At 41.9% G+C, this 25,581-nt stretch carries 22 protein-coding genes and 3 tRNA genes; 12 read left to right on the plus strand and 13 right to left on the minus strand.

Features of this window, described 5'->3' with window-relative positions:
• Window positions 1–6 precede the first annotated feature (6 nt).
• Window positions 7–1,668, minus strand: coding sequence for a DNA repair protein RecN (gene recN, locus IAE19_RS01475; RefSeq protein WP_200459165.1), 1,662 nt, complete (start codon window positions 1,666–1,668; stop codon window positions 7–9).
• 437 nt (window positions 1,669–2,105) lie between these two features.
• Here recN and IAE19_RS01480 point away from each other — a divergent pair, with 437 nt between their 5' ends.
• The 3 genes from IAE19_RS01480 (at window position 2,106) to IAE19_RS01490 (ending at window position 4,261) form a co-directional block, all read left to right on the plus strand.
• Window positions 2,106–2,432 carry a pyrimidine/purine nucleoside phosphorylase gene (locus tag IAE19_RS01480; RefSeq protein WP_004991681.1) on the plus strand — a complete coding sequence of 109 codons (327 nt, stop codon included), beginning with the start codon at window positions 2,106–2,108 and terminating at the stop codon, window positions 2,430–2,432.
• Window positions 2,433–2,551: 119 nt separating this feature from the next.
• A complete protein-coding gene (rlmB, locus tag IAE19_RS01485) occupies window positions 2,552–3,301 on the plus strand; it encodes a 23S rRNA (guanosine(2251)-2'-O)-methyltransferase RlmB (RefSeq protein ID WP_200459166.1) in 750 nt (249 codons plus the stop codon).
• A gap of 36 nt (window positions 3,302–3,337) precedes the next feature.
• On the plus strand, window positions 3,338–4,261 hold the full coding sequence (locus tag IAE19_RS01490; protein ID WP_200459167.1) for a DMT family transporter: 924 nt from the start codon (window positions 3,338–3,340) through the stop codon (window positions 4,259–4,261).
• Here IAE19_RS01490 and coaE read toward each other — a convergent pair.
• From coaE to pilB, 4 genes are read right to left on the minus strand one after another with little or no spacing between them, the layout of a single operon-like run.
• Window positions 4,243–4,836 carry a dephospho-CoA kinase gene (gene coaE / locus IAE19_RS01495; RefSeq protein ID WP_200459168.1) on the minus strand — a complete coding sequence of 198 codons (594 nt, stop codon included), beginning with the start codon at window positions 4,834–4,836 and terminating at the stop codon, window positions 4,243–4,245. The genes IAE19_RS01490 and coaE overlap by 19 nt on opposite strands.
• A gap of 1 nt (window position 4,837) precedes the next feature.
• Complete coding sequence (locus IAE19_RS01500; RefSeq protein ID WP_200459169.1) at window positions 4,838–5,698, minus strand: prepilin peptidase; 861 nt, start codon at window positions 5,696–5,698, stop codon at window positions 4,838–4,840.
• A complete protein-coding gene (locus IAE19_RS01505; protein WP_200459170.1) occupies window positions 5,698–6,924 on the minus strand; it encodes a type II secretion system F family protein in 1,227 nt (408 codons plus the stop codon). Before IAE19_RS01505 ends, IAE19_RS01500 begins: the two co-directional genes overlap by 1 nt.
• A gap of 29 nt (window positions 6,925–6,953) precedes the next feature.
• Window positions 6,954–8,669, minus strand: a complete 1,716-nt coding sequence (gene pilB / locus IAE19_RS01510; protein WP_200459171.1) for a type IV-A pilus assembly ATPase PilB — start codon at window positions 8,667–8,669, stop codon at window positions 6,954–6,956.
• A gap of 279 nt (window positions 8,670–8,948) precedes the next feature.
• On the opposite strand from pilB, the gene tpiA reads away from it, so the two are divergent.
• The 9 genes from tpiA to IAE19_RS01555 all read left to right on the plus strand — a co-directional run bounded on the left by tpiA (window position 8,949) and on the right by IAE19_RS01555 (window position 16,054).
• Window positions 8,949–9,746 carry a triose-phosphate isomerase gene (tpiA, locus tag IAE19_RS01515; RefSeq protein WP_200459172.1) on the plus strand — a complete coding sequence of 266 codons (798 nt, stop codon included), beginning with the start codon at window positions 8,949–8,951 and terminating at the stop codon, window positions 9,744–9,746.
• A gap of 9 nt (window positions 9,747–9,755) precedes the next feature.
• A complete protein-coding gene (gene secG / locus IAE19_RS01520; RefSeq protein WP_200459173.1) occupies window positions 9,756–10,085 on the plus strand; it encodes a preprotein translocase subunit SecG in 330 nt (109 codons plus the stop codon).
• 56 nt (window positions 10,086–10,141) lie between these two features.
• Window positions 10,142–10,226 (plus strand) — tRNA-Leu (locus tag IAE19_RS01525).
• Between the two features lie 40 nt (window positions 10,227–10,266).
• Window positions 10,267–10,343, plus strand: a tRNA-Met gene (locus IAE19_RS01530).
• A 241-nt stretch (window positions 10,344–10,584) separates the two neighbouring features.
• Window positions 10,585–10,661 (plus strand) — tRNA-Met (locus tag IAE19_RS01535).
• Between the two features lie 219 nt (window positions 10,662–10,880).
• The gene (rimP, locus tag IAE19_RS01540) at window positions 10,881–11,405 is read left to right on the plus strand and encodes a ribosome maturation factor RimP (RefSeq protein WP_200459174.1); all 525 of its coding nucleotides are present in this window, start codon (window positions 10,881–10,883) and stop codon (window positions 11,403–11,405) included.
• A gap of 35 nt (window positions 11,406–11,440) precedes the next feature.
• Window positions 11,441–12,925 carry a transcription termination factor NusA gene (nusA, locus tag IAE19_RS01545; protein WP_200459175.1) on the plus strand — a complete coding sequence of 495 codons (1,485 nt, stop codon included), beginning with the start codon at window positions 11,441–11,443 and terminating at the stop codon, window positions 12,923–12,925.
• Between the two features lie 10 nt (window positions 12,926–12,935).
• A complete protein-coding gene (gene infB / locus IAE19_RS01550; protein ID WP_200459176.1) occupies window positions 12,936–15,650 on the plus strand; it encodes a translation initiation factor IF-2 in 2,715 nt (904 codons plus the stop codon).
• Window positions 15,650–16,054 (plus strand): ribosome-binding factor A, encoded by a 405-nt coding sequence (locus IAE19_RS01555; protein ID WP_200459177.1) that lies wholly within the window; start codon window positions 15,650–15,652, stop codon window positions 16,052–16,054. The genes infB and IAE19_RS01555 overlap by 1 nt, the downstream gene beginning before the upstream one ends.
• A 44-nt stretch (window positions 16,055–16,098) precedes the next feature.
• On the opposite strand, the gene IAE19_RS01560 is transcribed toward IAE19_RS01555, so the two are convergent.
• From IAE19_RS01560 to IAE19_RS01595, 8 genes are all read right to left on the minus strand, one after another.
• On the minus strand, window positions 16,099–16,509 hold the full coding sequence (locus tag IAE19_RS01560; protein ID WP_200459178.1) for a Na+/H+ antiporter subunit G: 411 nt from the start codon (window positions 16,507–16,509) through the stop codon (window positions 16,099–16,101).
• Window positions 16,510–16,519: 10 nt separating this feature from the next.
• On the minus strand, window positions 16,520–16,795 hold the full coding sequence (locus IAE19_RS01565) for a monovalent cation/H+ antiporter subunit F (protein ID WP_200459179.1): 276 nt from the start codon (window positions 16,793–16,795) through the stop codon (window positions 16,520–16,522).
• Complete coding sequence (locus tag IAE19_RS01570) at window positions 16,792–17,322, minus strand: Na+/H+ antiporter subunit E (protein WP_200459180.1); 531 nt, start codon at window positions 17,320–17,322, stop codon at window positions 16,792–16,794. Before IAE19_RS01570 ends, IAE19_RS01565 begins: the two co-directional genes overlap by 4 nt.
• A gap of 1 nt (window position 17,323) precedes the next feature.
• Entirely contained in the window at window positions 17,324–19,132 is a 1,809-nt protein-coding gene (locus IAE19_RS01575) for a monovalent cation/H+ antiporter subunit D (RefSeq protein ID WP_200459181.1), read from the minus strand.
• Window positions 19,132–19,500: a Na+/H+ antiporter subunit C gene (locus IAE19_RS01580; RefSeq protein WP_200459182.1), complete on the minus strand. Its 369-nt coding sequence runs from the start codon at window positions 19,498–19,500 to the stop codon at window positions 19,132–19,134. Before IAE19_RS01580 ends, IAE19_RS01575 begins: the two co-directional genes overlap by 1 nt.
• Complete coding sequence (locus tag IAE19_RS01585) at window positions 19,497–22,346, minus strand: monovalent cation/H+ antiporter subunit A (protein WP_200459183.1); 2,850 nt, start codon at window positions 22,344–22,346, stop codon at window positions 19,497–19,499. Before IAE19_RS01585 ends, IAE19_RS01580 begins: the two co-directional genes overlap by 4 nt.
• Window positions 22,347–22,672: 326 nt before the next feature.
• On the minus strand, window positions 22,673–24,043 hold the full coding sequence (locus IAE19_RS01590) for an AAA family ATPase (RefSeq protein ID WP_200459184.1): 1,371 nt from the start codon (window positions 24,041–24,043) through the stop codon (window positions 22,673–22,675).
• Window positions 24,044–24,072: 29 nt separating this feature from the next.
• A complete protein-coding gene (locus IAE19_RS01595) occupies window positions 24,073–25,578 on the minus strand; it encodes a UvrD-helicase domain-containing protein (RefSeq protein ID WP_200459185.1) in 1,506 nt (501 codons plus the stop codon).
• Between the last annotated feature and the right edge of the window lie 3 nt (window positions 25,579–25,581).

Below are 25,581 nucleotides of genomic sequence, written 5' to 3' on the forward strand. Positions count from 1 at the left end.
AAAGATTTAACTGTGTTGAAATTTAAGTTGGCGTAATTGTTTAGCATGTTGTAATGTGGTGTCATTAATTTCGACACCGCCTGACATTCGGGCAAGTTCAAGCACCCGTTGTTGTTCATCCAACTCAATAATGGTACTGCTGGCAGGATCGGTTTGTTGCTTTTTCACCAATAAATGCTGATCAGACTGGGCTGCAACTTGTGGTTGGTGAGTAATACACAGAAGTTGCACATGTTGTGCCAAATCTGCCAGTAATCGGCCGACCACTTCAGCTGTACCTCCACTAATTCCAACATCAATTTCATCAAATACGAGTGTTTCCGCCTCAGTTTTTTCAGCATTCATCACCTGCATGACCAGTGCAATACGTGATAATTCACCGCCAGAAGCAACACGTGCCAAAGGTTGCGGAGGCATGCCTTTATTTGCCGTGAATAAAAGCTGGATAAAGCTCAGACCTTCGGCATTAGGTTGTTCCAATGGTTCAAACTTAAATTCAAAATGTGCTTCAGGTAGAGCTAATGGCTTGACTTGCTCTGTTAATTGTTTGGCTAAGGGAATAGCGGCCTCTCGACGGATTTGATCCAGATGTTGGGCTTTTTCCAAAAAGCTCTGATGAGCAATTTCGACTTGCTCAGCCAGAGTTTCTGGGTCTTCAAGTTGATGAAGCTTGGCCAGTTCAAGCTGCCAGTGTTCATATTCCTGTTTGAGTTCTTCTGGCTGAATACGATACTTGCGAGCCAGTCGATGAAAGACTTCCAAATGTGTATTTAATTCTTCCATCCGTTCAGGATCAAAACTTTGGCGGTCCATAAACTGGCGTAGATTTGCTGTCGCATCAGACAGCTCACTCTGCGCATTTACGATTGAATTATAAATTTCAGAAAGATGTTCACTACGACCTGCATGTGTTTCAATCCGTCTTAAAATAGACGCCAATTCCTGATTAATACTGGGTTCTGCTTCATCTAACGCATTCAAACTATAAGCACAATCCTGCATGATATGTTCATGATGGCTTAGACGATCAAACTCCTGTTCAATCTCTTTATAATCTGTCTGTACAATCTCTTCAATTTCTTCCAGTTGCAGTTCTAGTGTTTGAATTCGCTGCTGGCGAGTTGCCTGAGCATCTAATGCTGCCTGATGCTGACGAATCGTCGCTTGCCATGTGTGGTGCGCATCCTTTACGTCCTGTGCGGGCTGATAAAAATTACGATAACGATCTAACCAATGCTTGGGATACGGCGGTTCAAGCAATTGTTGCTGACTATGTTGGCTGTACAATTGTACCAGCAACCGACCAATTTCCTTTAGTTCGGATAAACTACTTGGGCGGCCATTGATCCATGCTTTGCTACGACCTGTGGCAAAAATTACACGGCGCAGATGAATTTCACCACTATCATCATCCATTTCATGTTCTTTGAGCCAGTACGACTCTGGACTTTGTGATTGATAACTAAAACTTGCCGTAATGTCGGCTTTTTCTGCGCCATAACGGACATAATTGGTGTCTGTACGTTCTCCTAAACAGGCAGAAAGCGCATCTAGCAGCAGGGATTTCCCCGCACCTGTTTCACCTGTTAAAACATTAAATCCCTGTTCAATATCGAGTACAAGATGATCAGCAAGCGCAAAATTAATCAGAGTTAAATGAGTCAGCATACACGCATCCAGAGCGTCAGTATTTTTTGTTTAAGATAGATAAATTTTATCGTAGCCACAAGGTATAAGCTTAATAAAATGCCATAAGTAAATGACACCATCAATATGATTGCGTATTCAGTTTAGCAAGATTTAAACCGAATAGAAATGTTGCGCAAATCAGATCATGTATTACAAATTTGTCATAAGACTGTCTTGGTTTCACTGTAAAATAATGAAAAAGAGTTCATCTATCACTTTTTAAAAATATTGAGAATGAAAAGAGATAAACCTCTCAGCTAGAGTATAAGTGTGGATAAAAACTAAAATGATAAAGGCATAAAATTTGCTTGGATAGCAGACTCTGAATAAAAGAGATTGATTAGTTATTTGCCCAGAATTAAACTACGTCAGTCATTACCCCCTAATATAAATGCGGCGAAATTGGAGAGTTACGCATGAGTTCAGCTCAGTTTGATCATGTAACGGTAGTAAAAAAATCAAATGTTTATTTTGGCGGTTTGTGCATTAGCCATACAGTTCAATTTGAAGACGGGACAAAAAAGACACTTGGCGTGATTTTGCCAAGTGAACAGGCATTAACCTTTGAAACTCATGTGCCTGAACGTATGGAAATTATTTCGGGTGAATGTCGTGTGAAAATTGCCGACAGTACAGAAAGTGAATTATTCCGTGCAGGTCAGTCATTTTATGTACCTGGCAATAGCTTATTTAAAATTGAGACAGATGATGTGCTCGATTACGTTTGCCATTTAGAAGGCTAACCTGTTTGCCTTAAAATCGGTTAAACTAGCTGCATAGATCAGTAAATCAAGAAATCCTGTGAAGTTGGCTTTACGGGATTTTTATTTTGAGTCAAATAAAGTCGATATAGAGGTCGGGCATGGCGAAACCAGAATATTATTATGGCGTACATTCGGTCGAGTCATTGCTTGAGATTGAGCCTGAGCGTGTCTTGACTTTATTTACCCTAAAAGGGCGAGATGACCAGCGCTTACAGAAGATTCTGGAATTAGCTGAGCCTTTTGGCATTAGTGTGCAAAAAGCCAGTCGCGACAGTCTGGAAAAACTGGCAGGATTACCATTTCATCAGGGGGTGGTGGCAGCTGTTCGTCCGCATCCAACATTAAATGAAAAAGATCTGGACCAACTCTTAGAAGAAATCCCTGACGCATTACTTTTAGCATTGGATCAAGTCACAGACCCGCATAATCTGGGTGCATGTATTCGTACTGCCGCAGCAATGGGTGTGCAAGCTGTAGTTGTGCCACGAGATCGTTCCGCGGGCTTGACTCCAACTGCCCGTAAAGTTGCAGCAGGTGGTGCAGAAAAGGTTAAGTTTATCCAGGTGACTAATCTTGCGCGGACATTAGCTCACGTCAAAGAACAATTTTATCTGCGAGTAATCGGTACGATGCTGGATGAAAAGGCATTACCTATTCAAAAATGTGATTTGAGTGGTGGGGTGGTGATCGTAATGGGTGCAGAGGATACTGGATTACGTCCGATCACCCAGTCACAATGTGATCAAACCGTTTATATTCCAATGACGGGTAACTTACAAAGCTTGAATGTGAGTGTGGCAACTGGTATGGCACTTTATGAGGCAAATCGTCAGCGCCACCCTGTTTAAACATATTTCGATCAGCACCATTGGTAAAAGAGAGCCATGTCACCGCGATCTCAAGGCTATATTTGTATTGCCATCACCATGTGCATTTGGGGTGGTTTTACTATTTTTTCCCGTTTAAATGCACAGTGGCATATTAGTGCTTGGGATATTACTGCACTTCGCTTCGCCATTGCTTTTGTGATTTTGATGCCCATTTTAATCTATAAAAAAGATTTGAATTTTTTATGGAAAAAGCATTCTGTGATTTTGGCGTTGATCGGGGGAGTGGGCTATTGTCTTACTGCCTATAGCGCCTTTCTTTTTGCGCCTGCAGCACATGCAGCAATTTTCTTAAATGGCTGTATTCCGCTGTGCACCGCACTTGCAGCTTATCTATTATTCAAGCAACCTTTTGATCGGCATACGTGGTGGAGTGTTGGCATTATGCTGGCAGCCATTGCGGCTATGAGTTATTTGATGTCTCGAAATCAACAGTCTCATTTTGGTGTCGGTGATATTTTATTTGTGGTCAGTGCGATCTGGTGGGGTGTTTTTACGGTTTTATTAAAACAGTGGAAACTTTCTGCATGGCATTCAATGGCGAGTGTTGCGATTTGGTCAGCACTTATTTATTTGCCGATCTATGTGTTATTTCTCCCAAAACATTATCAAGAGGTTGAGCCACTGCATCTGGCAATTCAAGGCTTATTTCATGGGGTTTTTGTGGTGATCATTGCCACAATTACCTATGTCGCAGCAATTGAGCGTCTAGGGGCGTTTAAGACGGGCAGCATTGTAACACTTGCTCCTTTTATTGCAGCGGTGGTTGCTGTGCCATTATTGGGTGAACCCTTAAGCCCTGCAATTGCTTGTGGCCTAATTGGTATGGGCATCGGTGCTTTACAACCTTGGCGTTGGCGGTTTAAAGATACTTTAACGCTACAATTGGAACATCAGAAAGATCAGGAACGTTCCAGATAATCTTGGTGTAAAACTGCAAGTTGCTGATATAGATGATCTAAATGTCCATCATTAATCACCCTATCATCGGCCATCTCACGTTTTCTTTCGCGGGGCATTTGTGCGGCTATAATTTTTTTAATTTGTTCTGAATTCTGACCATCACGTTGGCTGGCACGTTCGATTTGAGTTGCTTCACTGGCGTCAATCAGCAGGGTACGATTCGTGAGTTTATGTTGATCTGTTTCAAATAACAACGGTGAAACGAGAATCACATATGGACTCTTGGCAGCGTGTAGCTGTTGCATAATGGATTGGCGAATGGCGGGATGGGTAATCTGTTCTAACTGGTGTCGGGCAGAGGGATTCTGAAAAATATGTTCTCTTAAGGCTCGGCGATTCAAGCTACCATCAGGATTGATAACCCAGTTGCCAAAGCTTTCATGGATTTTCTGAAGTGCAGGTTGACCAATTTCAACGACTTCTCTGGCCACTACATCGGCATCTATTACATCAATCCCTTGATTTTCAAACCATTGACTGGCAGCGGATTTGCCGCTACCAATGCCACCTGTTAAGCCTAGAATGAAGCTCATATTAGCCTCCCAGATAGACTTTCATAATTTTCTCACCCCATAAAAAAGCGATCCAGCCTGCAATAGCAATATAGGGGCCAAAAGCAAAAGGTTGATTTTCCTTGCGAATTTTTAACAAAATAATGCCAATAATCGCACCCACCATTGAGGATAATAATACGATTAAAGGCAGCATCAATGGCCCCATCCATGCCCCGAGTGCAGCAAGAAGCTTAAAATCGCCATAACCCATGCCTTCTTTGCCTGTGATGATCTTAAATAAATAATAGACAATCCATAGACATAAAAAGCCAATCAAATACCCCCAGATAGCGGCAATAGGTGAAACATAAATACTATAAGCATTTATGCCAAGTCCTAACGCTGCAAGGGTAAGAGTAAAACGATCAGGTAAGAGTTGAGTATCAAAATCAATAAAAGTCAGGGCAATCAATACCCAAGTTAAAACAAGACCAAACAGCATTTGAAGGCTTGGGCCAAAGACAGCTACAACCATCAACGAACACAGCATGGTTAGCAATTCGATGAGCGGGTAGCGAATACTGATTGGATTTTGACAATTGCCACATTTCCCTCTTAAAAAAAACCAACTAAACAAAGGGATATTTTGATACCAGCGAATAGGGTGATGACATTTAGGGCAAGTTGAGGGTGGTGAGCTTAAACTAAGTTTACTTTGATCAATGATCGCTTGATCGGGGTGTAACAACATCTGACATTCTGCATGCCACTCCTGTTCCATCATTTTCGGGGTTCGATAGATGACGACATTCAGGAAACTACCGACACACAAGCTAAAAACTCCAACTGCAAGATACAGTGCAGTTGGATTCTGAATGAAATAATTGAGAATTTCGAGCATTAAACCACTGAACCCATCTGGAAAATTGGAAGATACATGGCGATGACCAAACCACCAACTAACACACCAAGAATGGCCATAATCAATGGCTCCATCATTGAAGTTAATCCATCTACAGCATTATCGACTTCGTTTTCATAGTGCGTTGCGACTTTGTCTAGCATAGCATCCAGAGCACCAGATTCTTCACCAATTGCAACCATTTGAATGGCCATAGAAGGGAAACGGTTAGAAACGCGCATAGCAAATTGGAGCTGCTGTCCTGTAGAGACATCTTCACGAATTTTCATCACAGCTTCTTCATACACCACATTATTGGTTGCGCCAGCAGTCGATTCCAACGCATCAATCAATGGCACACCCGCTGCAAAAGTGGTGGCCAAAGTACGGCTATAACGGGCAATAATGGCTTTATATACCAGATCACCGAAAATCGGTAATTTTAATGCGAGTTTATCTAAGCCATCGCGGAATTTCTTGCTACGTTTCTTGGCTTCAAGAAAACCAGCAATAATTACCCCAATCACTATAATCATAATGAACCAGTAAGACTGCATCCATTTTGACATATTGACGACCATCTGAGTGAAAGCAGGCAAATCTGCACCAAATGAACTAAACAAATCCTGAAACACAGGAACTACTTTTACCATCAGGATAATTGTCACGATGACCGCTACAACTATGACGGTAATCGGATATTTCATGGCTTTCTTAATTTTCTGTTTTAGCAGTTCACTTTTTTCCTTATAGATCGCGACACGATCTAGCATGGTTTCAAGTGCACCTGATTGTTCACCTGATTCAACCAGTGAACAAAACAAGTTGTCAAAATATTGGGGATATTTGCGTAATGCCCCTGCAAAAGTATTACCGCCTTCTACTTCGTTCTTTATTCCTAAAACCACATCACGCATGGATGGGTTTTCAAGACCTTCTGCTACAATTTCAAAGCCTTGTACCAGCGGTACGCCTGCTTTCATCATAGTGGCAAGTTGTCGGGTAAAAATCGTAATATCCAGAGTGGACACTTTTTTCTTAAATAACCCTTCCAGAATATTTTTACGCTTTTCTCGAATGGTCTTAATATTAACGCCTTGTTTACGTAGAGTAACTTTTGCCAGAGCCATATTCCGCGCTGGTAATTCACCCTTGATTTTGACCCCTTTGCGGTCAACCCCTTCATAAGCAAAAGTCGGCATCATTTGCGCTTTTTTGACTGCCATTGTGCTGTCCTTATTTTTAGAATCCGCTTTTATTCACTGGTGACTCGGTTGACTTCCTGTAAAGAAGTTACCCCTTGCATCACCTTTCTAAGACCTGAACGACGAAGATTATTAAACCCCAGTTTTTCTGATGCTGCTGCTATTTCTAGTGCATTACCATCTTCCATAATAATTTTCGAAATTTCAGGTGTAACTTTCATGACTTCATAAATCCCCACACGACCTTTATAACCCTCGCGACATTCAGGGCATCCAATGGGTTGGTAAATCTGAAAATCTGGATGCGTCAGATCCTGTTCAGTAAAGCCCATCTCAAGCAAACTATTTTTTGGAATTTCGACAGGTTGCTTGCATTGACTACATAGGCGCCGTGCCAGACGCTGTGCAATCACCAGATTCACTGAAGTTGCAATGTTAAAAGAGGGAACTCCCATATTGCGTAAACGGGTTAAAGTTTCTGGCGCGCTGTTAGTATGCAGCGTTGACATTACCATATGACCCGTTTGAGCAGCTTTAATTGCAATTTCTGCTGTTTCCAGATCACGAATCTCCCCCACCATAATAATATCAGGGTCTTGACGTAAAAAAGATTTTAATGCGGCGGCAAAGGTTAATCCGACTTTCGGATTAACATTGACCTGATTGATGCCTTCAAGGTTAATTTCGACAGGATCTTCGGCAGTTGAAATATTCGAATTTTCCGTATTTAGAATATTTAAACCTGTATAAAGTGAAACTGTTTTACCAGAACCTGTAGGCCCTGTAATCAGCAGCATACCTTGAGGTTTATCTAGCGCATCCATGAACAATGCTTTTTGTTCTTCTTCATAACCCAGCGCATCAATACCCAACATGGCACTCGATGGATCTAAAATACGCAGTACCAGCTTCTCACCAAATAAGGTAGGTAAAGAGTTGACACGGAAATCGATCGCTTTGGTTTTAGAGAGTTTAAGCTTGATACGACCATCTTGTGGAACCCGTTTTTCAGAAATGTCCATTTGCGACATGACTTTTAAACGTGACGCAATTCGTGTGGCCAACTGAAGCGGGGGATTGGCAATCTGGCGCAAGACCCCATCGACTCGATAACGTACCCGATACATTTTTTCATAAGGTTCAAAATGCAAATCCGATGCTCCCATACGAATCGCATCAACCAATAATTTATTGATATATTTTACAATTGGAGCTTCATCGCCTTGTGGTGGTTCGTCATCTGAATCTTCATCTGGATTGACTTCTTCTACATGAACATCAATATCAAAGTCTTCTCCATCAAAGGCAAAATTGTCGCTTTCTGCAAACTCTTTTTCCAGTAATCGGGCAAGCTTGTCATGTTCAACAATAATTGGCTCAATATTAAGTTTACTGTTAAAGCGAACAGCATCCAGAGCTTCAATATTGGTAGGGTTACTGGTTGCCACATAAAGGACGTGCCCGCGATGGATGAGCGGTACGACATGATGTTTCTGAATCAGCTTTTCATCAACTAATTCACGTGGCAGTAAAGCAGTGTCATAAACTGCCAGATCAAAAAGAGGTTCCCCAAATTCAATAGAAATGGTTTCAGCTACAGTTAAAGCTGAAATTCCCATATGCTCGATAATATATGCAACGATATCCTGCTTCGATTTTTTTGCAGTATCGATGGCGGTTTGCATGGTTGCCGCACTTACACGTCCGTCTTCAACCAGCCGCCGAATAAACCCCGAAAATTTTGGAGATGTTTGTAATACTGACATCCGTCTGCCTTATCGCAATATGTTTATAATTGATATGGTAAAAATTATACTTTTGTTGAGGGAAATTACTACCTCATAAAATGCATTTTCTGCCGTATTCATGGTCTAAAATTTGAACTGGTCGATTTTTTGGATCATTTTTTTTACAACATCACAGGAATTGGTGTTTTATAAATAATTTGTTTTATCTATTTTTGTATTTATTGCAAAAAGAAAACATTCTAAGTTTGCCTAAAATGCGTGTAGAATATGCAGCATTTTCGATAAAAGGTTAGCAGTATGTCGGGTTCGACTATTATTCCTTGGGTAGTTGGCAATTGGAAAATGAACCCAATACAATCTGATGCCACACAACTCATTCAACAATTTATAACTTTATTGGCGCAGTCCGAAATTGATTCTGAGGCTTGCCATATTGGGGTTGCACCTACCTCTATTGCACTGGATCGTACGCATCAAGCCTTAAATTTAGCATTGCGTCCTATTTATACTGTTGCTCAGGATGTTTCTCGTTTTGCAGGAACAGGTGCTTATACGGGTGAAATTAGTGCTGAACTTTTGGTAGACAGCCAGATTCAATATGTATTAATTGGTCATTCTGAACGTCGTGACTTGTTGGGTGATTCAGTTGAAATTTTAAAAGCGAAACTCCACAATTCACTTCAGGCTGGCATGACTGTTGTTTACTGTGTGGGTGAAAGCCTTGAACAGCGTGAGCAAGGTTTGGCAGAACAGGTGGTTTTACAGCAAATCTGTGATATTGCCAGTGTAGTAAGTCCTGAACAATGGTCAACACAAATCGTAATTGCATACGAGCCGATCTGGGCCATTGGTACTGGAAAAACAGCTTCACCGCAAGATGCGCAGACAATGCATGCTAAAATTCGTGAAGGTTTATGCCAGATTACGGAACATGGTGCAAAAATTGCCCTGTTGTATGGCGGTAGTGTTAAACCCGAGAATGCGGTAGAGTTAGCGGCTTGTCCAGACATTAATGGGGCATTGGTCGGTGGTGCTTCGTTAAACGCACAATCATTTTATCAAATTGCTCAAGCATTTGCCCAATCAAAACAATAGGAGTTCAGCATGCATACTTTTGTGCTGGTCGTACACATTATTCTCGCAATTTTGATTATTGCACTGGTGCTGGTTCAGCACGGCAAAGGTGCAGATGCGGGTGCTTCATTTGGTGGTGGTGGTGCTGCAACCGTATTCGGTGCTTCTGGTTCAGGTAACTTCCTGACCCGTTTGACGGCTATCTTTACTGCCCTGTTTTTTATTACCAGTTTAACGTTGGCTGTTTTTGCCAAAAAGCAAACGACAGAGGCTTATAGCTTACAATCTGTACAAACTGCACCTGTTCAGCAACCAACATCGCCTGAAACTTCGCCAACTGCACCAAAAACGAGTGAATAATTAGAATTAACGCTTTCTTTTTATAGTTGAAGCGACTAGAATGCCTCCCACAAGCTGCGGTGGTGGTGGAATTGGTAGACACGCTACCTTGAGGTGGTAGTGCCTTCGGGCGTGGGGGTTCAAGTCCCCCCTTCCGCACCAACTTGATCCAGAAAGAAAGTTGGTGTTGCAGTGATGTTGATGCGGGATGGAGCAGTCTGGTAGCTCGTCGGGCTCATAACCCGAAGGTCGTTGGTTCAAATCCAGCTCCCGCTACCAAGTTTTAAAAGTGTAACTGGTGTGAAAATGGTATTTTGATCCATTAGGTTCAAATTTTCATAAAAGCATCAAAGGATGTTAGTTTAAACCTAATATTCTCTACCAATACTAAGTTTTAAAGTGTAGTAATACTCATTAAATTTAGCTGAGTTACATCTTTAAATGACTAAGGGCAACAACTTAGTCAGCAATTATTAAAATTGACTTTTTTTGATAATTGTATATAATGTTTGCACGTTGATGCGGGATGGAGCAGTCTGGTAGCTCGTCGGGCTCATAACCCGAAGGTCGTTGGTTCAAATCCAGCTCCCGCTACCAAGTTTCTAAGAGGGCTCACAAATAGGTGGGCCTTTTTGCACAGTGAGCTATAGTTTTCTGTGTAAAATATAGGGGCGATTTAACGCCCTTTTTTATTGGCTATCGTGTAGCGGTGACACAAGACATAAGCTGTCGTAAAGGTGAAATAGTCATGCTTCACTATAGATTAGTCTGAATTGGCTGTGAGCCGATTGAACCGCGCGAGAATGACGAGAGTAAATGAAGCTATCAAATAAAACTCAAGCACTGCATGATTTAATTGCACCCGCAGTGCAGGCTTGTAATGTTGATCTGTGGGGGATTGAATTTATTCCTCAAGGTAAACGTTCTTTATTGCGTATTTATATCGATAAAAACATCGATGAAAGTGCTGAACCTGTTATCAATGAAGATGGTGAGCTTGAACAGGGGCGTGGTATTGGTGTGCAAGACTGTGTGCTTGTAACGCAACAGGTCGGCGCAATGTTAGATGTGCATGATCCAATTTCTGGTGAATATGCGCTGGAAGTATCATCTCCAGGTTGGGATCGTCCTTTTTTTCAACTTGAACAAATGCCTGCTTATATTGGTCAGCAAGTCGCATTACGATTAATTACTGCGGTTGAAAATCGTCGTAAATTCCAGGCAAAATTGCTCAGTGTTGATCTTGAAAATGAAGTTATTCAAGTCGAAGTTGAAGGCAACCACGTGCTTGAAATTGATAGTCATAATATTGATAAAGCAAACTTGATCTATCAGGACTAAATTCATTTAAATTTATAAGAATCTGTAGGTGACTTATGAGCCGTGAAATTCTTACCGTTGTGGAAACGGTTAGTAATGAAAAAGGTGTTAGTCGTGAAGCAATCTTCGAGGCATTAGAACAGGCACTGGTTGCTGCAACGAAGAAGAAATTTTACGAAGGCACAAACTCTGAAGAAGCACAGTTACGTGTTGAAATTGACCGTAAGACTGGTGACTATCGTACTTTCCGTCAGTGGACAGTTGTTGCTGATGAAGACCATGAAATGCCAGCTTGTCAGGATGCGATTTCTGATTTAGATCCTTCACAATGGTCAATTGGTGATATACGCGAACTCGAAGTTGAATCGATTGAGTTTGGTCGTATTGCAGCTCAAATCGCCAAACAAGTAATCGTCCAAAAAATTCGTGAAGCAGAACGTGCTTTAGTGGCGGATGCTTATGAAGCCAAAGTAGGCGAACTGATTTACGGTGAAGTAAAAAAACAAACCAAAGACGGTTTTATCATCGATTTGGGTGATAACGCAGAAGCTTATTTGGCTCGTGAAGAAATGATTCCAAAAGAAATGCTTCGTCCAAAACAACGGATGAATGCGATTCTTTATAGCGTCAACCGTGAAGGTCGTGGTGCGCAATTATTGTTATCACGCGCTAAACCTGAAATGCTGATTGCCTTGATGAAAAAAGAAATTCCTGAAATTTCTGAAGAAATCATCGAAATTAAAGCAGCAGCACGTCAGCCAGGTGTGCGTGCCAAAATTGCAGTAAAAACCAATGATCATCGTATTGACCCAGTCGGTGCATGTATTGGGATGCGTGGTACTCGTATTCAGGCAGTACAGTCTGAGTTGAACGGTGAGCGTATCGATGTTGTGGTGTGGTCAGATGATCCTGCGCAATATATCGCCAGTGCTTTGGAGCCTGCTGATGTATCAGGCATTGTATTAGATGAAGATGCACGCAGTGCAGACATTATCTTTGCAACCAATGATCAATTGGCTCGTGCGATTGGTTCTCAGGGACAAAATGTACGTCTGGCGTCTGAATTGACGGGTTATAAACTCGACATGATGCTGGAAGATGAATACCGTGCGCGTCAACAAAACGAAGCACAACAATATCTGGATATGTTTGTAGAACGTCTGGATATTGAAGAAGATTTAGCAATGGCATTGGTTGAAATGGGCTTTACTTCACTTGAAGAAATTGCCTATGTACCAGCTGAAACTTTTGACGAAATTGAACTTGATGCTGATTTGGTCGAGTTATTACAAAGTCGTGCAAAAGAAGCCGCATTAACAGATGCATTAAAACAGCAAGAAAATATTCAGGAACCAAGTGCAGAACTTCTGGAAATGGAAGGAATGACTCAGGAGCTTGCTTATGCCCTTGCAGCGCGTGGTGTGATTACAGTCGATGATTTGGCCGATCAGGCGACCGACGATATCTCTGATATTGAAGGCCTTGGTGACGAAAAAGCGGGTCAGCTCATTATGAAAGCACGCGAATCATGGTTTAACTAAGGAGTAGCGTATGACAGACAAAACGATTCAAGACTTGGCTCAAACAGTTGGTCGTCCTGTCGACAAGCTTCTAGAACAGGTTCGTGAAGCAGGTCTACCACAGCGTAACGCAAATGACACTATTACCACTGAGCAACAAGATACGCTTGTGAACCATTTGAAAAAGGTACACGGCCAAGATGCCAGTGGCGCAGGAAAAATCACGTTGAAACGTAAAACAACCAGTACAGCAAAAGTTGCCAGTACTTCAGGTAAGGCGAAAACCATTAACGTAGAAGTTCGTAAGAAACATACGTTTACCAAGCCAAATCCTGAACAGATTGCGGCTGAAGCCAAAGCACGTGTTGAAGCTGAAGCAAAGGTTCGTGCTGATGAAAAAGTAAACCAGCAAGCGACTCCGCAACCTCGTGAAAAAGCTGAAAATAAAGCACAAGCAACATTAGATGCGATGCGCGCTGCTCAGAAGAAAGAAACAGTGAAAGCTGAGACTTCGACTACAGAAGTTGTAGTTAAGCGTCGTTCAACTAATAAGCCGATTAAGCCAATTGTTGTAAAACCGACTGAAACGGCTGAACAGAAAAAGGCACGTGAAGCTGAATCTGCGAAGTTGAAAGCAACTGAAGAAGCCGTTCGTCGTAAAGCAGCTGAAGAAGCGCAACAGCGTACACTTGAGCAAATGCGTCAAATGGCATCGAAATATTCAAATGACGATACAGGTGCGACCATTCGTGTGATTGATGATTCTCCATTGGCTGCTGGTCTTGTAGGACAGGCTTATGAAGATTCCTTTAATCAGGAAGACCGTGAAATCAAACGTGGTGGTGCAACCACCAATCCACGTGCGGGTAAAAAAGGCGGTCGTGGTGGTGATGCGCAAGCTGAACAGAGCTTTAGCAAAAGCCATCATAAACGTGGTTTAAAAACTAGTCAGGCGAATAAACACGGTTTTGAAAAACCTGTTAAAAAGCAAATTTATGATGTTGAGATCGGTGAGAAAATCATTGTTGCCGATTTAGCACAAAAAATGGCGATTAAAGTTCGTGAAGTTATTAAAACACTCATGAAAATGGGTGAATTGGTTACTCAGAATCAGGCAATTGATCAAGATACAGCGGTACTTGTTGTAGAAGAGTTGGGCCACAATCCAGTTTTAGTTTCTGATACGCAAGCTGAAGATAATTTACTTGTTGCTGCTGAAGAAGCACGTGGTGAGCAAACGACTCGTCCTCCAGTTGTTACGATCATGGGTCACGTCGATCATGGTAAAACTTCATTGCTAGATCGTATCCGTCGTTCTAAAGTGGCGGCTGGTGAAGCTGGTGGTATTACCCAGCATATTGGTGCGTATCACGTTGAAACTGATAAGGGAATTATTACTTTCCTTGATACTCCAGGACATGCAGCATTTACTGCAATGCGTTCACGTGGTGCTAAAGCAACGGATATCGTTGTCTTGGTTGTTGCTGCTGATGATGGTGTGATGCCACAAACGGCAGAGGCCATTGATCATGCGCGTGCAGCGGGTACACCGATTATTGTTGCTATCAACAAGATGGATAAAGAATCAGCTGATCCAGATCGTGTCTTGAATGAATTAACCACGAAACAGATTGTTCCTGAACAATGGGGCGGTGATGTGCCAGTTGCAATGGTTTCAGCACATTCTGGGCAGGGGATTGATGAATTACTTGACCTAATCTTGATCCAAGCTGAATTGATGGAACTCAAAGCATCAAGTGAAGGTGCTGCTCAGGGCGTCGTGATTGAAGCGCGTGTTGATAAAGGTCGTGGTGCAGTCACTTCGATTCTGGTACAAAATGGTACGCTGAATATTGGTGATCTTGTGCTGGCAGGTTCGTCTTATGGTCGTGTACGTGCCATGTCTGATGAAAATGGCCAACCTATTAAATCGGCAGGTCCATCAATTCCTGTCGAAATTTTAGGTTTACCCGATGCGCCAATGGCCGGTGACGAAGTTCTTGTTGTAAATGACGAGAAAAAAGCACGTGAAGTGGCTGATGCGCGTGCGGATCGTGAGCGTCAAAAACGTATTGATCGTCAAAGTGCAATGCGTCTTGAAAATATCATGGCCTCTATGGGCAAAAAAGATGTGCCAGCAGTGAATGTCATCTTAAAAGCAGACGTTCGTGGTACTTTGGAAGCCTTAACTGTGGCTTTAGATGAGCTTTCAACTGATGAAGTTAAAGTACGTGTGATTAGTTCAGGTGTAGGTGCAATCACTGAATCTGACGTTACCCTTGCAGAATCTTCAGAAGCTGTATTACTCGGATTTAACGTCCGTGCTGATACCACTGCTCGTCAAAAGAGCGATCAAGATGGTATCGACATTCGTTACTATAGCATTATCTATGAATTGATTGATGATGTGAAGAATGCTATGAGCGGTAAGCTTGCGCCTGAACATCGTGAAACGATTCTGGGTGTGGCTCAGGTTCGTGAAGTATTCCGTTCAAGCAAGTTCGGCGCTGCGGCAGGTTGTATGGTGATGGAAGGTGTAATTCACCGTAATAAACCAATTCGTGTCCTTCGTGATGATGTCGTGGTATTCCAAGGTGAGCTTGAATCATTACGTCGTTATAAAGATGTGGTCGATGAAGTTCGCGCAGGTATGGAATGTGGTCTAGCGGTGAAAGGTTATAATGACATCAAACCACTCGATAAGATCGAAGTGTATGATGTACAAATGGTGAAACGGAGTCTTTAATGGCGGGTGGACAACGCTTGAAACGCATGGCGGATTCAGTACAACGTGAGTTGTCTGAGCTAATCCGTCAGGAGTTAAAAGATCCACGTCTGGGTGGTCTAGTGACTATCTCAGGTGTTAAGGTGAGTCCAGATTTGGGATATGCAGACGTTTATGTCACAGTGATGGGGCGTGAACTGGCAGATGACCAAAATGAAATTGCTCATCAGGAAACTTTAGATATTTTAAATAAAGCTTCTGGATTTTTGCGTCAGGAATTGAGTCGTCGTATCAAAACACGTGTAACCCCACGCTTGCGTTTTCATTATGACAAAACAAATGCTTATGGCAATTACATGTTTGGTCTGATTGAAAAAGCAGTACAGGACTTACCTGAACATAAAAAAGAAGATGATTCTGAATAAATAAAAATGCCACCTTCGGGTGGCATTTTTATTTATGTCGATATTCACTCTTTGGGCGTTTTTGAATGAGAGTCAGAAGTGGAATTCCTTCGACGATTTAAAAAAGAATAACGATCCCACGGTAATGGACGATTCAGGGTTTCAGGAACCTCGCCACTTAAAGAGCGTAAGCGCAGATGCAAGGCTGCCTGTGCCATTAAATTTGCTGAAACAGGTGCGGTAATAAAAGCCAGTAATGTGATTAAAAGTTCTGAGAAACCAAAACGACCATGAAAAGCTGAGTAGACAATGGATGCCAACAAAAAACTACCTAAACCGAGTGTACTGGATTTGGTGGGTGCATGGAGGCGCATGAACAAGTCGGGTAGGCGAATCATGCCAATTCCACCGACCAGCATAAAAAAAGCACCGACTAACAGAAAGAATGACACCAGAATTTCCATAAATAGTTGCATGATGCCTCTCCTAATCGATCACATGACCCGTAGTAAAATAACGTGCCAGCGCGGCTGTAGATACGAAACCCAACATGGCAATTAAAAGTGCCCCTTCAAATAAATTGGTACTGGTCCAGTAAATGCCTAAAACCACGACTAAGCAGGTGGCATTGAGAAATAACGTGTCTAAAGCGAGTAGTCGATCCACTATTGAAGGACCAATCACGAGGCGAATCAGGCACAGAAACATAGAAATAGTAATTGCGATCATACAAATGCCCAACGCATAGGGTAATATAATCATGCCTGTCCTCCTTCACCTGCTTTGACATCAAAAATAGCCATTAGTGGCGCTTCATAACGCGATTTAATTTCTTGAATATCCAGTTCTTCATTATCTGTACTAAGTGAATGCACCAGAATATCACCACGTTCCTGATCTATGCCCGCAGATACCGTGCCGGGTGTAGTCGTGATAATCATCGCCAAAATACTGTTGACCTGTTCATGCTGAGTTTCCAAAGGCACACGATACCATTTGGGATGCAACCGATCTGTAGGCCCTAGTACCAATTTTGCGACACGGATATTTGAAATAACAATGTCCCAGAGCACCACAAAGAACAGATGAATTGCGTGTTTCCAGTGAATATGGGGAGTGCGGGTAATAAAGGGTTGCACTAGACGTGGAATCAAAATAGCCAGAATAATGGCGATTAGAATATTATCAGCTGAAACACTATGTGCTAGCATCACCCAGCTCAAACCAACGATGACCGAAACAAATGGATGAGGGAACCAGCGTTCCAGAAAAGGACTCTTTTTTTCCATTTTAAGGCTCCATCGGTTTGAGTTGGCTTTCATTTGGCACGATGTCCTGATCGAGTTGTTCCTGCTCAATTTGACGTTTTTTATATTCTGAAATATGTTCACCTTCAAGCGTATCATCAGAAATGACATCTGGAATAAAATGAGCATATGGATCGACAGTTTCACCGCCATATTTGGTTTCAGGAATATAGCTTGGATTGTAAGGTTGTACGCTGATTACTTCACCGAAACGATCCTTGCTTAAAATGGAATTTGTATAAAGTGCATGATCCTGAATCTGGGTGACTGTACTTAAAGCATATGAATAAATTGCGGGCGCACAAACAACATACATGATTAAACCCGTTAAAAGAGTATAAATCGTCAAATCATTTCGTGCAGGGGCAGCATCAGGTAAATCTTGATATGCAGCAAAAGCAGGTTCCTCCATATTTTCTTCAGGTGCAGTTGAGCGCCAGAACAAAACAAAACCCACCCGTGTTAAAGCAATAATACTTAACAAACTAACGATCAGCACAATTGCAATAATTAATGCCTGATAAGGTTGATTGTGTGTTGCCTGTAAAATAAAAACCTTGCCCAAAAAGCCACTAAATGGAGGTAGACCTGCCATCATCATAGCAATGAGGAAATAAATCAAAGCTACAATTTTGCCTTGCTTCATTCTTGGGGCTACTTTGAGATGATCCTTGAAACTGCCACGTTGTGAAGTAATCCAGCCACAGAGTAAGTAAAATGCAGCGGCGATCAGAGTACTATGTACTAAATAATATAAAGCTGCTGCCCATGCTTGAGTATTGAATAGGGAAATCGCAATTAAAATTGTACCGATGGAAGATAGCATCATGAAGCCGACAAAACGGCGTAAACGATCCGCACCAATTGCACCAATGACCCCATATAACGAAGTCACTAAACCAATTGGCAATAACCAATATTTCAAAATATTCTGTGCAAATACATCATCAAATACTGTTCCATTGACCCTTAAAATCGCATAAATACCCACTTTAGTCATAATGGTGAAAATTGCAGCAACAGGAGTAGTGGCAACAGCATAGGTCTTTGGTAACCATAGACCAACAGGCAAGATAGCCGCTTTAATTCCAAAAACCACAAATAGCAACAATCCACCTGCAATGGCTAATTTGTGTTGATCGGGTTCAAGAGTAGGAACAAGACGCGATACATCAGCCATATTCAAACTGCCAACGCTGCCATAAATCATCCCTAGGCCGATCAAAAAGATCGCGGAAGCTAACAGATTGATGGTGACATAATGAATGCCTAGCTGAAAACGTGCTTTGCCTTGAGTATGCAACAGCAACACGTACGATGCCATCAGCATGACTTCAAAAAATACGAATAGGTTAAATAAATCGCCTGTTAAAAAAGCCCCGCTAATTCCCATGAGTAGAAAGTGAAACATGGCATGGAAATAACGCCCTCGAGTATCCCATTCTTTACTCGCAAACCAGAGTACAGGCACTGCAAGTACATAAGTCAATAACAGCATAAAAGCGGAAAGTTGATCCAGGACTAATACAATGCCAAAAGGCGCGGACCATTCACCGAGTTGATAAACTGTAATCTGACCGGTATGTGCAATAGTGAAATAACTGACAGCTGTGGCAAGTCCGAGCAAAACGGAAATGAGGCTAAGTGCTCTACGCCACGGTTGGCGACGGTCAGTTTCTAAAGCACCAGAACCCGGATTTCCTAAAATAACTAAAATAAAGGCAGTAAATGCAGGAATGAGAATGCTGAAAATAGGTGCGTGCATGTGCCAGAAATTGATAAAATCGAACATCAAGGCTCATCCTCACGCGGGTCATAGTTTAAGGCGGGGTCTTCTTTAGAGTCGACATGATCTGTACCTGATTCGTAACGGCTACGAATGGCAAGTTGTACGATAAACGCAGTCGTAGCAAAACCAATTACGATGGCTGTTAAAACTAAGGCTTGTGGTAAAGGGTCTGTGGCTTTAACTGTTTCTGCTAAAATAGCAGGAGCATTTATTTGAATGCGTCCCATGGCAAATAAAAATAGATTTACTGCATAGCCAATCATTGCTAGTCCAAGCACGACAGGAAAAGTTCTGGCACGTAGAATCAAATAAATACCTGAAGCGACCAGTAAGCCAATCGCTGAAGCAAGTAAAAATTCCAGGCTAATCATGACGAATCTCCTTCACGTGGAACAGGACCAGACATAGTCGAATGACGCGAATCACCCAGTACCGAAATTAACAGCATGGTCGCACCGACAACAGTCACATAGACTCCCACATCAAACAGGGCAGCAGAGGCAAGATGTGATTTTCCAATGACGGGAAGGTCAACATAAATATGCGCACTGGTTAAGAAAGGTCGTGACCAATACCAAGCAGCCATTCCTGAAATACCAGCAATCAATAAGCCGATACCGATCCAGAGTTCATATAATCGACCAGATTTTGCTTTTAACATTTGCTCCGCACGGTCTTGACCTTGCGCAATATACTGAATGATCAAAGCCATTGAAGTCACGAGACCTGCAATAAAGCCACCACCCGGATAATTATGTCCTCTCAGGAAAATATATAGACTTACTACTAAAGCAATGGGTAAGACCCATGATGCCGTGGTACGTAACATCAGCGGTGATGGATTGAAACGAAAGGTTAAACCTTGGGTCACACTCGTGCCATGAATCCGCATTCCATCCATTAGACACAACGCACCAATTGCAGCAATGCCCAATACTGTGATTTCGCCAAAGGTATCAAAACCACGAAAATCAACCAGAATCACATTGACGACATTTGAACCCCCGCCCAAAGGCAAAGATTGCTGCATAAAGAACCAAGACAATGAGTTATGATCGCGGGTCAATATTAACCATGCAATCCAGCCAATACCCAAACCGCCAATGATAGCAATCATGGCATCACGCCAACGTCTTGAGCGTTTGGATTCGTAAGGGGTTAACTGGGGTAGTAACGACAAACTCATCAAGAGTAAAACAGTGGTCACAACATCGACTGTAATTTGAGTCAACGCTAGATCAGGGGCAGAGAATCCAATAAAAATCATGGTGACGACTAAGCCAATCGCACCACTAATCAATACTGCCTTAATCCGTTCATGGTGAAACCAGAGCATCATCCAGCAAGCACAAAACAAAATTAGCCATAATACGATGGCAATCATGGGCGCATGGGTTAGTTCGCGAGATCCCGTATTCAAGCCCTGATTAAATAAAGGCACTGCTACAATTGCTACACTAAAGATGACGATGAGAAAAAGATAAAGTTGTAATGAACCTGTTTCTGTACGACGTTTAATGCTCCGACTACCCAGCAGTAAATATTTTAAAAATTTATCAAATAAAATTTTGCCCTGAAGATTTCCCAGATAAGGATCAAGATCAATACGGCGAATACGTCCATTTTTTGCTAATGCAAAGTAAAAGAGTGCACCACCTATTAATGCAATAATACTCATGATCAGTGGCAAATTGACACCATGCCAGATCGCAAGATGTACGCCCACAAACTCAGGTATGGCCAAACTGGCACGTGTTGCACTATTAACAATATTTTCGACCAGTAAAGCAGGAATAATTCCTACTAAAATACAGAGTATCGCCAACAGGGTCGCAGGTAAGCGCATGCCAAAATTGGGTTCATGTGCATTTTTGTTTGGGACTTTGTCTCCCACAACACCATCAAAAAATACGCCATGCACCATACGAATCGAATAACTGACTGCAAAAATTCCAGCGAGTGTTGCCACAATTACAGAGAAGATTAAAACTCCGCCATTTAAACTGCTCACTAGCTCAGTAAAAAACATTTCTTTGGAAATAAAACCATTCGTTAATGGCACACCTGCCATAGATGCAGCCGTAATCATGGTCAGGGTGGCAGTAAAAGGCAGCAGTTGCCAGATGCCGCTCAGCTTGCGTAGATCGCGAGTACCCGTTTCATGATCGACAATTCCTGCAATCATAAACAAGGCGGCTTTAAAGGTGGCATGGTTAATAATGTGAAAAATTGCTGCGGCAACAGCCAACGGTGAACCAATTCCCAATAAACAAACAATTAACCCCAGATGACTAATCGTGGAGTAAGCCAACAAGCCTTTTAAATCTTCTTTAAAAATGGCAAAAAAAGCCGCCATACATAAAGTAAATAAACCGACGAAAGTGACGATATTGTGATAAAGCGCTGCTCCAACGAAAATAGGGGCTAGACGTGCCAGTAAAAAAATCCCAGCTTTGACCATGGTTGCTGAATGTAAATAAGCAGATACAGGCGTCGGCGCCGCCATAGCATTTGGCAACCAAAAATGGAAAGGGAATTGGGCACTTTTGGTAAATGCACCTAATAATATAAGTAGTAGAGCAGGAACAAATAAAGCATGGGACTGAATAGTATCTTTCATGTTGACTAGCTGATCAATCTGATAGGTACCCGTCATTTGTCCAATGAGAATAAAACCACCCAGCATGGCTAAGCCACCCATGCCTGTAATCGTCAGCGCCATACGTGAACCACGTTGTGCAGCTTCGTAATGACTCCAGTAACCTACCAATAGAAAAGATGAAATACTGGTCAGTTCCCAAAATACAAGTAATAAGATTAAATTATTTGAGAGAGAAATTCCGAGCATGGCAGTCATGAAAACCATGAGCAGCATGTAAAGCTTGGCTAGTGAGTTGCGAGGGCTTAAGTAATAATAAGCATAAATATAAATGAGTGTGCCAATGCCTGTAATTAGGAGGCTAAACACAAGTCCAAGCGCATCCAGACGAAAGCTGAGATTAAGTCCAAGCTGTGGTAGCCAGTCCCAGCTTTGTTGAATAGCTGCACCAGCAAAAATCTGTTTTGCCTCAGTCAGCAATAACCCAAAACTGGTTAAGCTGACTGCTATAGCCCCTAAAGCCGTTGCTTCCCGCGAAAAACGCTGTAGCAATGCGACAAGGGGGGTGCCTAATATTAACGGTAGCAAGATAATAATCGGTAGCACACTCGTATCCATGTCGTGATTTAGGTCGAAACCTAAGCGTGAATCTTATTTTCAGGATGTACAGGAAATCAAAGAGAATTCCAAAGTATTTGACAGCCTGAAACCATAAATGTGGGTCAAAAGAAAAAACAAGTTGTGTTGCGCAACTGGTAAGAAACAAAAAATAAGTGCAAAAAAAGTATACAGCAGGAAAGAGCAATCTACTTACTTTTTTACACTAAAAAAACAAAATATCAATCACTTAAGCTCTAAAGAAAAGCGACAAAGCTAGGCTAAATGTGATAGTTATTTCCAATCATAACATGAAAAATGATTTGATGTCTAAATTGTGAAATGACTTATTTTTCAGACAATCTTGACTCATCCAACGGTTTGGTATTGGACTGTAAATGTTGCAGGATTTGCTCTTTTTGTGTATTGCTTAAATGCTCGAGTAGTTGAAGCACTTGATCAAAATCAGTTTCCACAAGAGCAGATGGACTCAAATCATTTAAGTCTGGTGCTGTGGATGGGTTAAATAGATTTTGATAAACAGTTTCATAAATATGATGAGAGCTTTCAAGCTCTAAAGTGGAAATCTGTTTATTGGATAAACTTAAGCATTGATAATCGACCGCATGTTCAAGCAATTCTTCACGATTTCCTGTCACGATCAGTTGAAGACGCGGAAAAGCCTGATGTAAACGTTCCAAAATTTCACGACACAAGATATGGTCAAGTTGGGCATCGATATGATCAATTAATACAATTCCGTCACCTTCAAGACAAGGATAGAGACTTAGAGGGTTGAGCAAACATAAACGACGTACAATATCTCCCACCAAGGCAATCCACATTTTGATTGAATTTGATAATTGCTGATAAGCCAGACTTTGCCCCTGATAAGTGACCATGAGTTGTAGTTTGGGCTGATATTGTAGATAAATATCAGTAATATCAGGAAATACCACATTTAAACTGGTTTTTAATGCCTGCAAATTGGGTGAGTTCAGTTGGGCATGGGTTTGAAAAATTTCTTGTTCCAGATTTTGTAAACTTTCGGCATTAAACTTACCGAGAATATGTTGCAGTAGTTGTGCACTTTGGGCATTTTCAATATCACTGATTTCACGAAACCATTCAAAAAAACGAGCAAAGGTGGTAAATGGAATAGCAGCGACATCGTAAGCTGAAGAAGGTTGAAAGACTGCAGGAATATTTTTACTGAGTAAATTTACTTCATTAATAAAGCGGTCGGCAGGATAATAAGCAATACATGGTAAGCCTTGCAATGGATCTTGCTTAATGGCTTTTTGATATAAGGCTGTTAACTCTTCAAGTTGCTGAGTTTCAGTCTGACTTATACCGACCCCTTGGCTATTTAAGGTTTTATATAGCTTCCATGTACACACTGAATTATCATTTTGCTGTGACTGGCTGCCTTCTGCAAGCTGACCGATTTCACTTGGAATCCTGATTTGAATGTCAATTCGGGATTGGATTCGTGAGTTTAAAATATCTTGATCGAGCATAACCACGCCCGCAGTACGATTGTCTTTTAAACGCGCTGGAAACCAGCTTAACGCTTGGTAGATATGTTTAAGCAGTGTCGTTTTACCGGTTGCCTGTTCACCTAAAATAAGCGTGATGGGTTTGTTAGAGTAATGAAACTGAACCTGCAAATGACTAAACAAGCTTGTATGTTTTAGATGAATGGATTCAAGTTTCATAGGCCCACCAGAATTGGAACGCAATGTTTTTAAACCGCCGCGGATTTGCGTAAACTTTGCGGGGCTTGCAGTTTAAGCTGTTGTACAAGATCATAAATGTGATGAATATTTAAGCTTACTTTAGCACGTGTACAGGCGACGTAAAGTAATCTAAGTTCCTCGTCACTGATTTTATGCTCAAGCCCATTGATTTTAAACTGATAATCATCTTCCAGGTGTACCCGATCCCATTCCAGACCTTTAGCTTTATGGGCGGTTGAAATGACATAATCCGCCTGTTCTATTGGAGTGATCTTCGCTAATGCGCGTTTTAACGGATCAGCTCCATGATCATCCACCAGTTTGACTAAGGGCTTAATATCACTTCCATCATTGGTTTCACAATATTCATGCACATCATGCCATGAATTAAACCATGCCAGTTCAGGAACATCGGTGACACGCTTGCCTTGTTTTAATAAACTGGCTGCATCAACAAAACGATTTAATTTATTGTGATCGGCTTGCAAACTAACTTTATCGCCATGAACTAAACCAGCCAATAATAATTCCATGGCACGGGCGTTGGTACGACAAAGAATTGCATCACGCTGTTTGGTATGGGGTTTGTTGACCACTTTTGAGCTGAGATTTGGATTGCCCAACAATGGTACTGTTTCATCCAGTCCGCTTAATAAATAGTTGGCGACATCAGCAATTTGCTCCCCAAACCGAAATGAGGTGGTTAAGCGTGATTCGGGTAAGGGCAATTGCTGCATAGCATTGACAGCACCACGCCATGCATAAATTTGTTGATGTGCATCACCAACATAAATTACTTGTGTACTACGTTGTCTGAGTAAAATTCCCAACATAAGTGGATCGGCATCCTGTGCTTCATCAAACAGAACATAATCGGCGGGAATATTCGGTTCAGACAGTGCCCATAATTTCAGGTAAATATCATGTCCAATTCCGGCCTGATGATTCTGATCAATCGATTCCAGCCAACGTCGTTCAACTGCGGGGTAAAGATGCTTTTGCAGTTGATCCATATCGTCAGGATGTAGCCAGCTTGGGGCTTGTATATGTCGTGGTGCAGGATATTGCGAACTGGTCGAGCAAAAATAACTCACAGCATTTGCGACCAAGCTAGCCAGACGACTTGGCATCAGCACATATTTTTCATAGCGCCCTCCCATCATACGGCGCAGGGTAATCGGTTCTAGTCGATAATCTTTCGCCATAAAGCTTGGACTTAAGCGGGGTAAACGCAATTTATCAGTAACGCCACGCGGTACACTACGAAATGCAAGAGAATGAAAGGTTCGACAGTCGACGTTACGATGAAACTTTTGTTGTGCTTCGCTGGCGATGGCTTTGTTAAACGCCAGATACATACCGCGCCGTTGTGGCATGGCATCGCTAATGAGTTGTAACGTCGTGGTTTTACCTGTGCCCGCATACGCGATAACTTTAAATGATTCACCTAACCGTGCATTATCGATAGCTGTGGCTTGTTCATACGTCGCTTTAGGTTTTTCAGTGCTAGACACAGG

This window comes from Acinetobacter sp. S40 (genome assembly GCF_016624705.1).
Classification (GTDB): domain Bacteria; phylum Pseudomonadota; class Gammaproteobacteria; order Pseudomonadales; family Moraxellaceae; genus Acinetobacter.

Bases quoted from the DNA above. Each gene is read 5' to 3' on its own strand.
- recN (WP_200459165.1), bottom strand. From the start codon at position 1,668: ATGCTGACTCATTTAACTCTGATTAATTTTGCGCTTGCTGATCATCTT.
- IAE19_RS01480 (WP_004991681.1), top strand. From the start codon at position 2,106: ATGAGTTCAGCTCAGTTTGATCATGTAACGGTAGTAAAAAAATCAAAT.
- rlmB (WP_200459166.1), top strand. From the start codon at position 2,552: ATGGCGAAACCAGAATATTATTATGGCGTACATTCGGTCGAGTCATTG.
- IAE19_RS01490 (WP_200459167.1), top strand. From the start codon at position 3,338: ATGTCACCGCGATCTCAAGGCTATATTTGTATTGCCATCACCATGTGC.
- coaE (WP_200459168.1), bottom strand. From the start codon at position 4,836: ATGAGCTTCATTCTAGGCTTAACAGGTGGCATTGGTAGCGGCAAATCC.
- IAE19_RS01500 (WP_200459169.1), bottom strand. From the start codon at position 5,698: ATGCTCGAAATTCTCAATTATTTCATTCAGAATCCAACTGCACTGTAT.
- IAE19_RS01505 (WP_200459170.1), bottom strand. From the start codon at position 6,924: ATGGCAGTCAAAAAAGCGCAAATGATGCCGACTTTTGCTTATGAAGGG.
- pilB (WP_200459171.1), bottom strand. From the start codon at position 8,669: ATGTCAGTATTACAAACATCTCCAAAATTTTCGGGGTTTATTCGGCGG.
- tpiA (WP_200459172.1), top strand. From the start codon at position 8,949: ATGTCGGGTTCGACTATTATTCCTTGGGTAGTTGGCAATTGGAAAATG.
- secG (WP_200459173.1), top strand. From the start codon at position 9,756: ATGCATACTTTTGTGCTGGTCGTACACATTATTCTCGCAATTTTGATT.
- rimP (WP_200459174.1), top strand. From the start codon at position 10,881: ATGAAGCTATCAAATAAAACTCAAGCACTGCATGATTTAATTGCACCC.
- nusA (WP_200459175.1), top strand. From the start codon at position 11,441: ATGAGCCGTGAAATTCTTACCGTTGTGGAAACGGTTAGTAATGAAAAA.
- infB (WP_200459176.1), top strand. From the start codon at position 12,936: ATGACAGACAAAACGATTCAAGACTTGGCTCAAACAGTTGGTCGTCCT.
- IAE19_RS01555 (WP_200459177.1), top strand. From the start codon at position 15,650: ATGGCGGGTGGACAACGCTTGAAACGCATGGCGGATTCAGTACAACGT.
- IAE19_RS01560 (WP_200459178.1), bottom strand. From the start codon at position 16,509: ATGCAACTATTTATGGAAATTCTGGTGTCATTCTTTCTGTTAGTCGGT.
- IAE19_RS01565 (WP_200459179.1), bottom strand. From the start codon at position 16,795: ATGATTATATTACCCTATGCGTTGGGCATTTGTATGATCGCAATTACT.
- IAE19_RS01570 (WP_200459180.1), bottom strand. From the start codon at position 17,322: ATGGAAAAAAAGAGTCCTTTTCTGGAACGCTGGTTCCCTCATCCATTT.
- IAE19_RS01575 (WP_200459181.1), bottom strand. From the start codon at position 19,132: ATGTTCGATTTTATCAATTTCTGGCACATGCACGCACCTATTTTCAGC.
- IAE19_RS01580 (WP_200459182.1), bottom strand. From the start codon at position 19,500: ATGATTAGCCTGGAATTTTTACTTGCTTCAGCGATTGGCTTACTGGTC.
- IAE19_RS01585 (WP_200459183.1), bottom strand. From the start codon at position 22,346: ATGGATACGAGTGTGCTACCGATTATTATCTTGCTACCGTTAATATTA.
- IAE19_RS01590 (WP_200459184.1), bottom strand. From the start codon at position 24,043: ATGAAACTTGAATCCATTCATCTAAAACATACAAGCTTGTTTAGTCAT.